The sequence below is a fragment of the Pseudomonas sp. SJZ077 genome (genome assembly GCF_007993905.1).
Lineage (GTDB): Bacteria > Pseudomonadota > Gammaproteobacteria > Pseudomonadales > Pseudomonadaceae > Aquipseudomonas > Aquipseudomonas mandelii.
Window position 1 is genome coordinate 1 of sequence record NZ_VIUJ01000019.1, and the last position, 15,274, is coordinate 15,274.

A 15,274-nucleotide genomic window follows, 5' to 3' on the forward strand; every position below is an offset into this window, starting at 1 on the left:
CCAGAGTGATGTTTGCCCTGATGAAAAACCAAACCGAATACAAGCCAAATTCTATGTTTGGGTGTTCCCCCCAAACATAGAATCTCCCACAGGGTCAAGTGTTCACAGATCCAATGTGGGAGCGAGCCTGCTCGCGATGACGTCAGCACAAACAACATATTTATCAGCTCAACTTGAACCCACCCATCTGCCGCGCCAGATCATCCGCCAACCGCTGCAATGTCTGACAGTCTTCGCGACAAGCCCTGACTTCCCCCGCCGTCGCCCGGGCCAAATCGGAAATCCCCTGCACATTGCGGTTGATCTCCTCCGTCACTGCCGACTGCTCTTCCGTGGCCGTCGCCACTTGATGGTTCATGTCGCTGATACGCTCGACCTGACCGGTAATCGCCGTCAACGACGCGCCAGTGCGCTGGCTCGATTCCACGCCGGTGCCTGTTGCTGCCTGCCCGGAGTGCATGGATGAAACCGCATTCTCCGCGCCCTGCTTGAGGCTGCCGATCATCTGTTGGATCTCATCGGTCGACGACTGCGTGCGCCGCGCCAACGTGCGCACTTCATCCGCCACGACCGCAAATCCACGGCCCATGTCTCCGGCCCGTGCGGCTTCGATGGCCGCGTTCAGTGCCAGTAAATTGGTTTGCTCGGAGATCCCGCGAATCACTGCCAGCACCTGATCGATGGATGCGACCTGATCGGCCAATTCGCCGACGGCACTGGCGGCGATGCCGATTTCGTCGGACATGCTTTCTATATGCCGGATCGACCCACCGACCACTTCCCTTGCTTGCATCGCTTCATCGCGAGCGTTCTGTGAAGCGACCGCGGCGTTACCCGCGTTCTGGGCGATTTCCTGCACGGTCAGGCCCATCTCATGAACAGCGGTGGCGACCATGTCGGTCATATCCTGCTGACGACCGGAGCGCTCGGCGGTGTTGTCCACAACCTTCGCCACTTGGCTGACCGCCGTGCGCAAACGCTCGCTGGTGGTCAGCACTTCACCGATCATCTCGCGCTGACTGTCGAGGAATCGATTAAAGCCTCGCGCCAGGTCACCCAGTTCATCGGCGCGGCTGGAATCTAACCGGTGGGTCAAATCTCCACCACCGCTACCAATGGCCACCAGCGCCGCTGTTACCTGACGGATCGGCCGCACCAGGCCACGGGCCAGTAATACCACCAGCAACAGACACACCAGCGCCACCGCCAGACCAATGCCGCTGCTCATCCACATGGCGCGACGGGCTTCGGCGTAGATCTGCGACTGTGGCACTTCGGCCACCAGGGTCCAGCCCAGATCCCGCAACGGCAGGCTCAACGCCAGATAATCTTCGCCATCGCGGACAAAGCTGCTGTTGGTGGCAACTTTTTGACCCATGACCGATTGTGCGGCGGGCGCGCCGATTTGCTCGGCCAGCGTGCGCTTGCCGCTGAACTGCGCTTCAGGGTGAACCTGGATCAAACCATCGGAACGCACGAGATAGACCTTGCCGCGCTCACCGAAGTTGAAGTTGTGAATCAGCTCCGACAGCTCTTTCATGCTCAACCCAAGCCCGGCAACGCCCACGACTTTACCGGCCTGCTCGACCTTGAGGTCGATGAACAGCGCCAATTCTCCGGTCGCGGTGTCATTGTCGATATTGAGGGTGCGTGGCTGGTTGCTGTCGAGGAACGCGTAGAACCAGGCGTCCTTGGGGTTGGTACGGCTGAGGGTCCGGTCCAGGCCTTTTTCAGTGAAGTAATGGTTTGAAGCCGTGCCGACGATCAGCGCGGTAAAGGCTTTGTGTTCGGCACGGATGCCTTCCAGATACTGGACGAACGCGGCGGTCTGGGCACTGTTTTCACCTCCGGCCAACCAGTCGCGCACCATGCTGTTGCTGGCGATGTCCTTGGCGGCGGTGAGGGGTTGGACGAGGATTCGTTCGATGTCGTTGCGCATCGCTTCGATGCTGGACGGCAGTGCCTGTTCGACCAGATAGCTCTGGGCAAGGCGGTTGACCACGAGGGTATAAATGCCAACCACGATCAGGATGCTGACCAGCAGGGCGGTGCCCATGCTGAGGATCAACTGCCATTGAATACTGCGTCGCCAGAACTGCATGGAGCACCCCCAAAGAATAAGAGGCTGAAACACTGCAACAGCCGTGCCGATTGTATACAACTAAACCGACAATCTATTCTTTGGTTGTGCGCAAAGCCGATCAGGCCTGATTGATCGTCTTGGAGATCACTTCAACCGTGGCGCTGACTTGCTCTTGGTAACGGTCGAGTTCCTGCTTGTGCTGCTTTTGCATTTCGATCTGCTGGGAACACAGATTCATCGCAGCCAATACCAGCAGTCGGTCACCGATCAGTGTCGGGTACTTCCTTTTGGTGTCAGCCAAGGCAGCTTTCAACATCATCGCGGCGTCCAGCAGGGTTTGCTCTTCCCCGGCCGGCGCCTTGATCGAATAGTCCTCCCCCAGGATCGAGACGACTTTTACCCCTGCGGCGCCGTGATTCATGCGCTGACCGGGCCGGCGCTGACGCGCTCAACCAGGGCCTGGATGCGGGCTGCGGTGGCCCCTTGTTTCTCTTCCTGTTCCATCAGGTTCAGTTGCAGACTTTCGTTTTCATCCTTGGCCTGGGCCAGTTCTGTGCTCAGGGTCTGGTTGGTGGCGAGCAGGGTCTGGTTCTGTTGCACCAGGTCGCTGACCAGCTGTTCCAATTGACTAAGGGATGCTTCCAACATTTTGATTTTCCAAGCATTTCAAAGGGCGCGTACGATAAAGAAAAGTCACCACCGATGCCAGGGTTATTGGGACGCAAGGCCTTGATTTTCCTGGCGGGCGACCTTCCTCGCGAGCTTTAAAGACTGTGATTGGCGGATCTGGTTCCTGCACTTCGTCGCCGGAGCGGTTGTGCGACAAAAACGCGCAGGCCCTCAAGACTTTAGTCGTATGACCGATAAGTCACCCATACGTCAGCTTCAGCGCCGCACGGGTGCGCTCACTTTGGTAAACACCATGTCCCTTCGTAATATGAATATCGCACCGCGGGCGTTCCTCGGTTTCGCCCTGATTGGCGGTTTGATGCTGGTTCTGGGGGTGTTTGCCTTGAACCAGATGAGCAAGATTCGCGGCGCCGGCGAAGACATTGCCTCCATGAGCGTGCCGAGCATCAAAAGCCTGGACGAATTCACTCAACTGACCCTGCGCCTGCGGGTGCTGTCCTACCGCTTGCTGGTGAACCGTGAACCAGACGTGCAGCAGAAAACCTTCGAGCTGTTCGATCTGCGTAATCAGCAGATTCGTGACGCGCAGAAAGTCTACGAACCGCTGATCGAGGGCCCGCAAGAGCGTGCCGCCTACGATCAGTACGTGCAGTTGCTGGCGCAATACCGCCAACTTGAAGACCGCATGAAGACCCTCTCGCGCAACAATCAGGTCGATGAACTGCGCACAATGCTCAATAGCGAATTGCTCTCCAACTCCGAGGCCGTCAACGCGGCACTGGCCAAGTTGCTCGAAATCAATACGCAACAGATCGAAGTCACCGACACCCGGGCCGGCGAACAGTATTCAACGTCGCTCAACCTGGTCATCACCTTGTTGGTCATTGCCAGCGGCCTGACCTTGCTGTTCGCCTGGCTCCTGACCAACAGCATCACCAAACCGATTGCCAACGCCTTGAGCGCGGCCGAAGAAATCGCCGAAGGCAACCTGACTCGCCCTATTCATGTCGATGGCGATGACGAAGCCGGCCGCTTGCTGCTGGCCATGTCGAAGATGCAGGAAAAGCTGCGCGACACCCTGCAGCGGATTTCCGGCTCGGCTACGCAACTGGCGTCCGCCGCTGAAGAACTGAACAGCGTCACCGACGAAAGCGCCCGTGGCCTGACCCAGCAGAACAACGAAATCGAACAGGCCGCCACCGCTGTCAATGAAATGACCAGCGCCGTGGAAGAAGTCGCGCGCAACGCCGTGAGCACGTCCGAAGCCTCGAAGAACGCCACCACCTCGGCCGGTGACGGCCGTGACCTGGTGCAGGAAACCGTCAGCGCCATCGAACGCATGAGCGCCGATGTGCAGAGCACCGCGACCTTGATTGGTGATCTGGCCAACGAGTCCCGTGACATCGGCAAGGTGCTGGACGTGATCCGTGGCCTGGCTGACCAGACCAACCTGCTGGCGTTGAACGCAGCGATTGAAGCCGCGCGTGCCGGTGAAGCCGGACGTGGCTTCGCAGTGGTGGCGGATGAGGTCCGTGCACTGGCGCATCGTACTCAGCAGTCGACCAGCGAGATCGAACGCATGATCGGCAGCATTCAGAGCGGCACCGAACATGCGGTGAACTCGATGCGCAACAGCACCGAACGTGCTGAATCGACCTTGAACATCGCCCGCGGTGCAGGTCTTTCGCTGGATACGATCAACAGTGCCATTGTCGAGATCAACGAGCGCAACCTGGTAATCGCCAGCGCGGCCGAAGAACAGGCGCAGGTCGCCCGTGAAGTGGATCGCAACCTGGTGAATATCCGTGATTTGTCGGTGCAATCGGCGACCGGGGCGAATCAGACGAGTGCGGCGAGCAATGAGTTGTCGCGATTGGCGCTGGACCTGAACAACATGGTTGGGCGGTTCAGCCTGTAAGCGCCGACACTTTCTCTGTGGCGAGGGAGCTTGCTCCCGTTCGGCTGCGAAGCAGTCGCCAATCAGCCTGCGCGTTGAATCTGATTCACCGCGCCGCCTCTTCGGGGTCGCTGCGCGATCCAACGGGAGCAAGCTCCCTCGCCACAGGGATCAAGCTCAATCTCGGTGACGTTGTCGCTGCTGCAAAAGCTTTTTGACAGCATCACATTTCAACAGGTTAGAATCGCTGGCACGCAGACTGCATGGTCAGTTTGTGCCCGCCTTTCAGCTTTCTGGAGTACTGCCTTTGAATGCGACGACCATCAACAGCCTGTTCTTGATCGGCGCGTTGCTGGTAGGTGCGAGCATTCTGGTGAGCTCACTTTCCTCGCGCCTCGGCATCCCGATTCTGGTGATCATCCTCGCCGTGGGCATGGCCGCCGGCGTCGACGGCGGCGGCATTATCTTTGATAACTATCCCACGGCTTATCTGGTCGGCAACCTCGCCCTCGCGGTGATCCTGCTCGATGGTGGCTTGCGCACCCGCGTATCCAGCTTTCGCGTGGCGTTGTGGCCGGCGTTGTCGCTGGCCACGGTCGGGGTGTTGATCACCACCGCGCTGACCGGCATGGCCGCCGCCTGGCTGTTCAACCTGAACATGATCCAGGGTTTGCTGATCGGTGCCATCGTCGGCTCGACCGACGCCGCGGCAGTGTTCTCGCTGCTGGGCGGTAAAGGCCTGAACGAACGGGTGACTGCCAGCCTCGAAATCGAATCCGGCAGCAACGACCCGATGGCGGTGTTTCTCACCGTCACCCTGATCGACATGCTCGCCAGCGGCCAGACGGGCCTGCATTGGAGCCTGCTCGGGCATTTCGTGCGTGAATTCGGCATCGGGGCCGTGATTGGCCTCGGCGGTGGCTGGGTCATGCTGCAATTGGTCAACCGGATCAACCTCGCCAACGGCCTCTACCCGATTCTGGTGATTGCCGGCGGCCTGGCCGTCTTCGCCCTGACCAACGCCCTGCACGGCAGTGGCTTCCTGGCGGTTTACCTCTGCGGCCTGGTGATCGGCAATCGTCCGGTGCGCAGCCGCCACGGCATTCTCCACATGCTCGACGGCATGGCCTGGTTGGCACAGATCGGCATGTTCCTGGTGCTGGGGCTGCTGGTGACGCCGCATGACCTGTTGCCGATCGCCCTGCCCGCGCTGGGTCTGGCGCTGTGGATGATTCTGTTTGCACGGCCGTTGTCGGTGCTGGTCGGCCTGCTGCCGTTCAAGGCGTTCCATGGCCGCGAGAAGGCGTTTATTTCCTGGGTCGGCCTACGCGGCGCGGTCCCGATCATTCTGGCGGTGTTCCCGCTGATGGCCGGCCTGCCGGATGCCCAGCTCTACTTCAACCTTGCCTTCTTTATCGTGCTGGTGTCGCTGCTGGTGCAGGGCACGAGCCTGCCGTGGGTGGCGAAACTTTTGAAAGTGACCGTTCCGCCGGAGCCGGCACCGATCTCGCGCGCAGCGCTGGAAGTGCACGTTACCAGCGAGTGGGAGTTGTTCGTTTATCGCCTCGGCGCCGAGAAATGGTGCATCGGTTCGCCCCTTCGCGAGCTGAAAATGCCCGACGGCACGCGTATCGCCGCTCTGTTTCGTGGTCAGCAACTGCTCCATCCGTCGGGTAGTACGGTGCTCGAAGTCGATGATTTGCTGTGTGTGATCGGCCACGAGCACAATCTTCCAGCCCTCGGAAAGCTCTTCAGTCAGGCACCGCAGCGCGGCCTCGATTTGCGCTTCTTCGGCGACTTCGTGCTCGAAGGAGACGCCCAGCTGGCCGCGGTTGCGGCACTGTACGGGTTGAAAGTCGAAGGCATCGATCCAGACATGTCCCTGGGTCGATTCATTGCCCAGAAAGTCGGCGGTGCTCCCGTCGTCGGTGACCAGGTGGAGTGGAACAACACCATCTGGACCGTTGCGGCCATGGAAGGGAACAAGATCGGCAAAGTGGGCGTCAGATTCCCCGAAGGAAGTCGCCCCGGCCCGGGCTTGTTCCTCTAAACTCCAACCTTCGTCTCGTTTTCGATCGGTCTCTATGCCAACCCTGCGCACTTTTTTCATCATGGCCCTGTTGGGCTTGAGTCTTTCTGTCGGTACGTTGCAAGCGGCTGGACCGCCGACCAGCGAAGCCGTGCAGGCGAGTCTGGACAAGATCGCCGATCGCAAACTGCCGGAAGCGGATCAAAAAGCGTTGCAGGGTATCCTGCAAAACACGCTGACTCAGCTCAATAACAAGCGCGATTACGATCAGAAATTGATCGATCTGAAGCAGCAACTGGCCACCGCTCCCAAGCAGAACATCGAGAACCAGCGGGAATTGGCGCGGCTGAAAGCCAGCAAGGCACAGCCAGTTGCGCAGCGCTACGCCAACCAGTCGGTCCAGCAGCTCGAGCAAGTGCTCACCGAGCGCTCGACCCAGCAAAGCGATCTGCAGAAAGCACTGGCCGACGCCAACAGTCTGGTGATTATCGCCCAGACACGACCCGAGCGCGCCCAGGCTGAAATTTCCACCAGCCAGACGCGCATCCAGCAGATCAACAACATTCTCAAGGCCGGCAAAGACAACGGCAAAGCCTTGAGCGGCGAACAGCGTGACCAGCTCAACGCCGAGCTTGCGGCACTGAATGCCTTGATCCCGCTGCGCCGCGAGGAACTGGCCGGTAACAGCCAGTTGCAGGACCTGGGCAACAGCCAGCATGATTTGCTCACGGAAAAAACCGATCGCCTGGATCAGGAAATCCAGGAGTTGCAGACCCTGATCAATCAGAAGCGCCTGGCCCACTCCCAAGAGGCGGTGACCCAACAATCCATCGAAGCGCAGAAATCCGGCAGCAGCAGCTTGCTGGCCACCGAAAGCGCGGCGAACCTGAAACTCTCTGACTACCTGCTCAAAAACACCGACCGCCTCAACGCAATCACCCAGCAAAACCTGCAAACCAAGCAGCAACTGGACAGCGTGACCCAAAGCGATTCGGCCCTGGACGAGCAGATCAGCGTACTCAAGGGCAGCCTGCTGCTCTCCAAGATTCTCTACAAACAGAAGGCGGCCCTGCCGCGCCTCAAGCTCGACCGCGACCTCGCTGACCAGATCGCCGACATTCGCCTGTTTCAATTCGAAGTCAGCCAGCAACGGGAGCTGCTCAACAACCCGGCAACCTACGTCGACAATCTGTTGGCGACCCAACCGCCGGAGCAAGTCACCCCGCAACTGCGCAAGAGCCTGCTGGAGCTGGCCACCACCCGCGCAGACCTGCTGGAGCGCCTCAACCGCGAACTGAGCGCGGTGCTCAACCAATCCATCACCCTGCAACTCAACCAGAAGCAACTGCTCAGTACCACGCAAAGCCTGCGGGCGACGCTCGATGAGCAGATGTTCTGGATCCCCAGCAACAAGCCGCTGGATCTGGAATGGATGCACGGCGTACCGGAGCGTTTGCAACGGCAGGTCACCACGCTGCCGTGGGCTTCCAGCCTGAGCGAATTGAGCGATGGCCTGATCCAGCGGCCGTTGTTGTTCCTGCCCCTGGTGTTGCTGATCGGCGCCCTGCTGTGGCGGCGTAAAAGCCTGTACGCCCGATTGAGCAAAGTTCACCAGGACATCGGCCACTTCAAGCGTGACAGCCAATGGCACACGCCGCAGGCCATCTTGATCAATATTCTGCTGGCGATGCCGGTCTCGCTGGGCCTGGCCTTGTGCGGCCTGGCCCTGCAGATCGACGCCCGCGGGCAGAACGCCAACATGGGCGCGGCGCTGCTGCAAATGGCCCAGGCCTGGCTGGTGTTCTACACCGCTTACCGGATTCTCGCGCCGGGCGGCGTGGCTGAACTGCATTTCCGCTGGGAAAAACCCCAGGTCGAATTCCTTCAGGGCTGGGTCCGCCGACTCGGGTTGGTGGTGATGGCATTGGTCGCCGTGGTGGCGGTGGCCGAACTGCAACCCTCGACGCTGGCGGATGACGTGCTCGGCATGCCCGTGGTGCTGACCTGCTACGCCTTGATGGCCTGGCTGCTCAGCCGCCTGCTGGTCAGCAGCCCGACGCACCAGAACGCTTCGCTGTTCCGCAAAGCAGTCGGCGTCCTGTTTACCATCCTGCCCGTGGCATTGTTCGTGGCGGTGTGCTTCGGCTACTACTACACCGCGCTGAAGCTCAGCGACCGGTTGATCAACACCCTTTACCTGCTGATGTTCTGGCTGGTGATCGAAGCCACGTTCGTTCGTGGCCTCAGCGTGGCGGCACGACGCCTGGCCTACCAACGCGCCCTGGCCAAACGCCAGGCGGCGAAAGAGGCCGGCGACGGCGAAGCGGTGATCGAAGAGCCGACGCTGGACATCGAGAAGGTCAACGAACAGTCCCTGCGACTGATTCGCCTGGCACTGCTGGGCGGTTTCATCGCGGCGCTGTATTGGGTCTGGTCCGATCTGATTTCGGTGTTTTCGTACCTGGACAACGTCACCCTCTACGAATACACCAGCGGCACCGGCGCCAATATGAGCATGGTGCCGATCAGCATCGGCGACATGCTCGGCGCGCTGATCATCATCGGCATCACATTCGCTCTGGCGCGCAACTTGCCGGGGCTGCTGGAAGTGCTGGTGCTGTCGAAGTTGAACCTGGCGCAGGGCAGCGCCTATGCCACGACCACGTTGCTGTCCTATGCGATCGCCGGCATCGGTTTCGTCTCGACCCTGTCCACCCTCGGCGTGAGCTGGGACAAGTTGCAATGGCTGGTGGCGGCGTTGTCGGTCGGCCTCGGCTTTGGCATGCAGGAGATCTTCGCCAACTTCATCTCCGGCATCATGATTCTGTTCGAACGCCCGGTGCGGATCGGCGACACCATCACCATCGGCAACCTGTCGGGCACGGTCAGCAAGATCCGTATCCGCGCCACAACCATCACCGACTTCGACCGCAAGGACATCATTGTCCCGAACAAGACGTTCATCACCGGGCAACTGATCAACTGGTCCCTGACCGACACCATTACCCGGGTGACCCTCAAGCTCGGCGTCGATTACGGTTCGGACCTGGACCTGGTGAAAGAGCTGCTGCTCAAAGCCGCGCGCGATAACCCACGCGTCCTGAAAGACCCGGAACCCCACGTGTACTTCCTGAACTTCGGCGAAAGCACCCTCGACCACGAGTTGCGCATGCACGTGCGTGACCTCGGTGACCGCAACCCGGTGCTGGATGAGGTCAACCGCTTCATCAATCGCGAATTCAAGAAGCAGCACATCAACATCTCGTTCCGGCAGATGGAGGTCTACCTCAAGAACCTTCAAGGCCAGGAATACAAAATGGTACCGATCGATCCCGAATCCAAAACCATCGCGCCGCTGGTGGATAGCAAGGCGACGCAAGAGCCGCCGCCCACCAAACTCGACTAACGGCCCTATCCCTAGCAGAATGCTCGGACATTCTGCTGGAGATGGCCGTTGAAACCTCTCGACGAACTGACCTTCGATAATCGCTTCGCCCGCCTGGGCGATACGTTTTCCGCCCATGTGCTGCCCGAGCCCATCGACAACCCGCGCCTGGTGGTGGCCAGCCCAGCAGCCATGGCGTTGCTCGACCTCGACCCGGCCGTGGCCGACACCCGGGAGTTCGCCGAACTGTTCAGCGGCCACAAGCTCTGGGCCGATGCGGTCCCGAGGGCGATGGTTTATTCCGGGCATCAGTTCGGTTCTTACAACCCACAGCTGGGCGACGGTCGCGGTTTGTTGCTGGGCGAGGTCTACAACGAGGCCGGCGAACACTGGGACCTGCACCTCAAGGGCGCCGGTCAGACACCCTTTTCGCGCATGGGCGATGGACGCGCGGTACTGCGCTCGTCGATCCGCGAGTTTCTCGCCTCCGAAGCACTGAATGCCCTGAACATCCCGACTACCCGTGCCCTGTGCGTGATCGGCTCCGACACTCCGGTGTGGCGCGAGAAGCAGGAACGCGCGGCCATGGTCCTGCGCCTGGCGCCGAGCCATGTGCGTTTCGGGCATTTCGAATATTTCTACTACACCAAACGCCCCGAGAAGCAGAAAGAACTCGGCGAGCACGTATTGGCCATGCATTTCCCCGAGTGCCTGGAACAACCGGAACCGTACCTGGCGATGTTCCGCGAAATCGTCGAGCGCAATGCCGAGCTGATCGCCAAATGGCAGGCGTATGGCTTCTGCCACGGCGTGATGAACACCGACAACATGTCGATCCTTGGCATCACCTTCGACTTCGGACCGTTTGCCTTTCTCGACGACTTCGACGCCCATTTCATCTGCAATCACTCGGATGATCAGGGCCGGTATTCCTTCAGCAACCAGGTGCCGATCGGCCAGTGGAACCTCAGCGCCCTCGCCCAGGCACTGACGCCGTTCATCAGCGTCGACGCCCTGCGCGAAACCCTTGGCCTGTACCTGCCGCTGTACCAGGCCCACTACCTGGACCTGATGCGCCGCCGCCTCGGCCTCACCACCGCTGAAGACGATGACCAGAAACTGCTGGAACACCTGCTGCAACTGATGCAGAACAGCGGCGTCGATTACACCTTGTTCTTCCGTCGCCTGGGGGATGAATCACCGGAACTGGCCGTCGCCCGCTTGCGCGATGACTTCGTCGACATCAAAGGCTTCGATGCCTGGGCCGAACTGTATGTCGCCCGGGTTGCCCGCGAAGGCGAGATAGATCAGGAGCAGCGGCGCAAGCGGATGCATGCCGTCAATCCGCTGTACATCCTGCGCAACTATCTGGCGCAGAAAGCCATCGATGCGGCAGAGAGCGGCGACTATTCAGAGGTTCGGCGACTGCATACGGTGCTGAGTAATCCGTTCGACGAGCAAGCGGGGATGGAAAGCTATGCCGAACGGCCGCCGGAGTGGGGGAAGCATTTGGAGATCAGTTGTTCGTCGTGATGTTGGTCAGTCCAGGGGATCAATGGCACTGACGACGCGAGCAACGATGTCTGCCATCGTAACGTCATCAAGTCGCTCAATGAACCTGGCTGAGCCGTCGCGCACACGCTGCTCAATATCAAAACTACGTACCTGATTACAAACCGCGACACCGTTTGTTTCTCCCGAATATGTGAGCATCACCGTGCCTGCCCGGTTGTGTTGTCTTGATAAACGTAGCGTGCGACTCCAAATCAGTTTTAGACAGCCCAAACATTCAGAGCTCCGACCATGACCGACCCACTCCTCATCCCCTGCCCCCACTGCAACGGCCTCAACCGCATCCCCGCCGAACGCCTCAACGACCATCCAAAGTGCGGCCGCTGCAAGGCCCAGGTCCTGTTGAGCAAGCCGTTCGAATTGAAGCAAGGCGATTACGCCAGTCAGATCAAGGGTGATCTGCCGCTGCTGGTGGACGTGTGGGCGCAGTGGTGTGGGCCGTGCAAGTCGTTTGCGCCGGTGTTCGAGCAGGCGGCGGGGCAATTGGCGGGTAAGTGTCGGCTGGCCAAGCTGGACAGCGAGGCGAATCAGCAATTGTCGGCGCAGTTGGGGATTCGCTCGATTCCGAGTCTTATTCTGTTCAAGAACGGCCGGGAAGTGGCGCGTCAGAGCGGGGCGTTTCCGTTACCGCAGTTGATGAGCTGGTTGCGTAGCCAGGGGATCTGAACGAGATCTCGTCATCACCCCGCAACTGTAGGAGCGAGGCTTGCCCGCGAAGACGATCTGGCAGTCAACTGCAGTGTTGAATGTTATGCCCTCTTCGCGGGCAAGCCTCGCTCCTACAGGGGACTGTCAGGCGTTTTCGAGCAGGTTGTGCAGCTCGACGAATTGCTGCGTCAACTTGTGCCGTGGGTCGAGGTGAATCAGCGGCGTATTGGCCTGGTGGGATTCGCGCATGCGCACCGAGCTGGTCAGGTACACCGGCAGCACCGGCAATCCTTCGGCGATCAGCTCGTCGAGAATTTGCTGCGGCAGGCTGGCACGGGCCTGGAACTGATTGACCACGATGCCTTCAACCTCCAGGCCTTCGTTGTGGTCGTCCTTCAACTCTTCGATTTCCGCCAGCAGGCCGTACAGCGCCTGGCGCGAGAAGCTGTCGCAATCGAAGGGGATCAGCACCCGGTCAGCGGCGATCAATGCCGATACCGCATAGAAGTTCAGCGCAGGCGGGGTATCAAGGTAGATGCGGTCGTAATCTTCCCCCAGTTCCTCAAGCAATTTGCGCAGCTTGTTGATCTTGTGTTTGGCCTCAAGTTTGGGCTGCAGGTCAGCCAACTCGGCGGTCGCGGTAATGACATGGAGGTTTTCGAACGGCGTTTCGTAGATGTCGACCTTGTTTTTCTTCGAGAACGGTCCAGAGGACAGGGTCTGCTTGAAGAAGTCGGCGATGCCCATCGGGATGTCATCACCGGTAAGGCCTGTCAGGTACTGAGTGGAGTTGGCCTGGGCATCGAGATCCACCAACAGGGTGCGATAACCCTCGCTGGCACTGACCGCCGCCAGATTGCAGGCAATGCTGGATTTGCCCACGCCACCTTTCTGATTGAACACCACGCGCCGCATGTCAAAAACCTCCGTGTATCAAAGAATGACCGAGTGTAGTAGTCCACGACACTGCTTAGCTACCTCGCTGGCATGGGGACTACACAGTCAGCGGCAATCTCTTAATAAAAAAGCCGCCAACCCCGCCACTGATTACCGACAGAGCTGACAGACATGATCACCCCGATGTGGATAATGGCCAAACGACAGCTTTTTCACGGACCAACCAGTACGTTTCACTGAGCAAAATGTAACCATCATTTGCTACACGCCCGTCGCAACGGGATAATGCGCGCCACTCGGCGCTAAGCGCCACGTATGGCCGTTCGCTTTTTTTTGCGATTCGCCGTGTCAAGAAAGCCCGCAGGGGCGGGATGAATGGCTGTGATCAATTTCAACATCGCCCAATGGCGCGCGTGGGCCCCTGGGCTCGAAAGCGTGGACGATTGGCAGGCCTGGAGCCGACAACCGGTCGTGCTTCAGAGCAGCGATGCCGCCCCCGACGTGTCTTTTCTGCCCGCCATGCAGCGCCGACGGCTCAGTCGCCTGGCGCGGATGGCGTTCAGCGTCGGCTGGCCCCTGGCCGATGGTCGCCAAGACCTACCGCTGGTCTTTATTTCCCGTCATGGCGAAACACCCCGTACCTTCGAGATCCTGAGTGATCTGGCAGCCGGGCAACCCTTGTCGCCAACCCAATTCAGCTTGTCGGTGCACAACGCGGTCATTGGCCTGTGGTCGATCATGCGCGGTGAAACCAGCGAGATGACCGCCCTTGCCGCCGCGGGTGACGGCCTTGAAAACGGCATGCTAGAGGCCGCGGCGCTACTTTCCGAAGGCGCGCCTGCCGTGCTGCTGATCGTCACTGAAGAAATACCGCCCGAAGCCTACTCGGCCTGGATCGACGACGTGCCGTTCCCCTATGCAGTTGGCCTGTTGCTGACACCGGGTACCGACTGGCAGCTGTCCCTGAACAGCACTTCAGATACGTTGTCCAACGCCCACTGGCCCCATGCCCTGAATCTCTTGCGTACCCTGCTCGGCCAGCAGACTACCTGCCAACATGCCTGGAAAAATCGTGTATGGACCTGGCAACGCAACCTGTAAGCGAAAAAAACCGCGACGCCTATTACTGGCGTCTGCTGGCCACTGCCGCAAGCTTCACCCTGTTCGGGTTGGGCGGGCTGTGCCTGCGGCTGGTGGTGTTCCCGTTGCTGGGCTGCTTGCCCGGCGATGCGCAGACCCATCGGTTACGGGCACGGCAAACCGTCAGTCGCTGCTTTTGGTTTTTCGTCCGGTTCATGGCCCGTACCGGGGTACTGACTTACGACATCCAGGGCGCGGAAAAACTCGGTCGCCCGGGCCAGATGATCATGGCCAATCACCCGTCGCTGATCGACGTGGTATTTCTGATCGGCCTGGTGCGTCACGCCAACTGCGTGGTCAAAAACAGCCTCTGGGAGAACCCGTTCACCCGCGGCCCGCTACGCCGTACCGACTACATCAGCAACGACGGCAGCATGGACATGCTCGACGCCGCGGCTGACGCACTGAAAAGCGGTCAGACGCTGATCATCTTTCCCGAAGGCACACGCACCCAGCCGGGCGAACCGCCAGCCTTTCATCGGGGGGGCGCGGCAATCGCCCTGCGCGGTGCGAGAATTCTGACCCCGGTGATCATCAAGGTCAGCCCGACCACATTGACCAAGGCCGAGCCCTGGTATCGCATCCCGAAACGTCGCGTGCACTTCAGTTTCCGTGTCGGGGCCGATATAGACCCACAAGCCTTTGCTTCATGTGGCCCTGCACCTCAGGCTTCGCGCAAGCTCAACGATTATTTGCACTCTTACTTTATTAAGGAGCTCGCCGAAGATGAGCGATCTACACCGTGAAATCAAAGAACTGATCATCGACGCCCTGGGCCTTGAAGACATCAGCGCACAAGACATCGGCGATGACCAGACGCTGTTCGGCGAAGGCCTGGGCCTGGATTCGGTAGACGCCCTGGAACTCGGCCTGGCCATCCAGAAAAAGTACGGCATCAAAATCGACGCCGACGCCAAGGACACCCGCAATCACTTCAGCAACGTGGCGAGCCTTGCGGCGTTCGTCACCGCAAAACAGGCAGCTTGAGACCGG

At 59.8% G+C, this 15,274-nt stretch carries 12 protein-coding genes and 2 pseudogenes; 9 read left to right on the forward strand and 5 right to left on the reverse strand.

Features of this window, described 5'->3' with window-relative positions; all coding sequences use genetic code 11:
• Window positions 1-163: 163 nt before the first annotated feature.
• The 4 genes and pseudogenes from FBY01_RS32310 to FBY01_RS24235 all read right to left on the reverse strand — a co-directional run bounded on the left by FBY01_RS32310 (window position 164) and on the right by FBY01_RS24235 (window position 2,731).
• Entirely contained in the window at window positions 164-1,009 is an 846-nt protein-coding gene (locus FBY01_RS32310) for a methyl-accepting chemotaxis protein (protein ID WP_370693279.1), read from the reverse strand.
• Between the two features lie 18 nt (window positions 1,010-1,027).
• Window positions 1,028-2,101 (reverse strand): annotated as a pseudogene (locus tag FBY01_RS32315) (cache domain-containing protein); the annotation flags it as partial.
• 100 nt (window positions 2,102-2,201) lie between these two features.
• Window positions 2,202-2,504, reverse strand: a complete 303-nt coding sequence (locus FBY01_RS24230; protein WP_010464343.1) for a cell division protein ZapA — start codon at window positions 2,502-2,504, stop codon at window positions 2,202-2,204.
• Complete coding sequence (locus FBY01_RS24235; protein WP_010464345.1) at window positions 2,501-2,731, reverse strand: hypothetical protein; 231 nt, start codon at window positions 2,729-2,731, stop codon at window positions 2,501-2,503. The genes FBY01_RS24230 and FBY01_RS24235 overlap by 4 nt, the downstream gene beginning before the upstream one ends.
• 289 nt (window positions 2,732-3,020) lie before the next feature.
• On the opposite strand from FBY01_RS24235, the pseudogene FBY01_RS32320 reads away from it, so the two are divergent.
• The 6 genes and pseudogenes from FBY01_RS32320 to trxC form a co-directional block, all read left to right on the forward strand.
• A pseudogene (locus FBY01_RS32320) lies at window positions 3,021-3,776 on the forward strand (MCP four helix bundle domain-containing protein); the annotation flags it as partial.
• Window positions 3,768-4,631, forward strand: a complete 864-nt coding sequence (locus tag FBY01_RS32325; RefSeq protein WP_370655185.1) for a methyl-accepting chemotaxis protein — start codon at window positions 3,768-3,770, stop codon at window positions 4,629-4,631. The pseudogene FBY01_RS32320 and the gene FBY01_RS32325, both read left to right, overlap by 9 nt.
• Before the next feature lie 286 nt (window positions 4,632-4,917).
• Complete coding sequence (locus tag FBY01_RS24245; RefSeq protein WP_145309924.1) at window positions 4,918-6,660, forward strand: potassium/proton antiporter; 1,743 nt, start codon at window positions 4,918-4,920, stop codon at window positions 6,658-6,660.
• A gap of 34 nt (window positions 6,661-6,694) precedes the next feature.
• On the forward strand, window positions 6,695-10,045 hold the full coding sequence (gene mscK, locus FBY01_RS24250; protein ID WP_145309922.1) for a mechanosensitive channel MscK: 3,351 nt from the start codon (window positions 6,695-6,697) through the stop codon (window positions 10,043-10,045).
• A 48-nt stretch (window positions 10,046-10,093) separates the two neighbouring features.
• Window positions 10,094-11,557, forward strand: a complete 1,464-nt coding sequence (gene selO / locus FBY01_RS24255; protein WP_145309921.1) for a protein adenylyltransferase SelO — start codon at window positions 10,094-10,096, stop codon at window positions 11,555-11,557.
• Between the two features lie 270 nt (window positions 11,558-11,827).
• A complete protein-coding gene (trxC, locus tag FBY01_RS24265) occupies window positions 11,828-12,262 on the forward strand; it encodes a thioredoxin TrxC (RefSeq protein ID WP_010464355.1) in 435 nt (144 codons plus the stop codon).
• A 126-nt stretch (window positions 12,263-12,388) separates the two neighbouring features.
• On the opposite strand, the gene FBY01_RS24270 is transcribed toward trxC, so the two are convergent.
• A complete protein-coding gene (locus FBY01_RS24270; RefSeq protein WP_010464357.1) occupies window positions 12,389-13,159 on the reverse strand; it encodes a ParA family protein in 771 nt (256 codons plus the stop codon).
• 357 nt (window positions 13,160-13,516) lie between these two features.
• Between FBY01_RS24270 and FBY01_RS24275 the strand changes: the two genes are divergently transcribed.
• The 3 genes from FBY01_RS24275 to FBY01_RS24285 are packed head-to-tail and all read left to right on the forward strand — an operon-like array spanning window position 13,517 to window position 15,268.
• A complete protein-coding gene (locus tag FBY01_RS24275) occupies window positions 13,517-14,242 on the forward strand; it encodes a beta-ketoacyl synthase chain length factor (protein WP_077747631.1) in 726 nt (241 codons plus the stop codon).
• On the forward strand, window positions 14,218-15,027 hold the full coding sequence (locus FBY01_RS24280) for a 1-acyl-sn-glycerol-3-phosphate acyltransferase (protein ID WP_010464361.1): 810 nt from the start codon (window positions 14,218-14,220) through the stop codon (window positions 15,025-15,027). The genes FBY01_RS24275 and FBY01_RS24280 overlap by 25 nt, the downstream gene beginning before the upstream one ends.
• The gene (locus FBY01_RS24285) at window positions 15,008-15,268 is read left to right on the forward strand and encodes a phosphopantetheine-binding protein (RefSeq protein ID WP_008149626.1); all 261 of its coding nucleotides are present in this window, start codon (window positions 15,008-15,010) and stop codon (window positions 15,266-15,268) included. The genes FBY01_RS24280 and FBY01_RS24285 overlap by 20 nt, the downstream gene beginning before the upstream one ends.
• The last annotated feature ends 6 nt before the right edge of the window (window positions 15,269-15,274 follow it).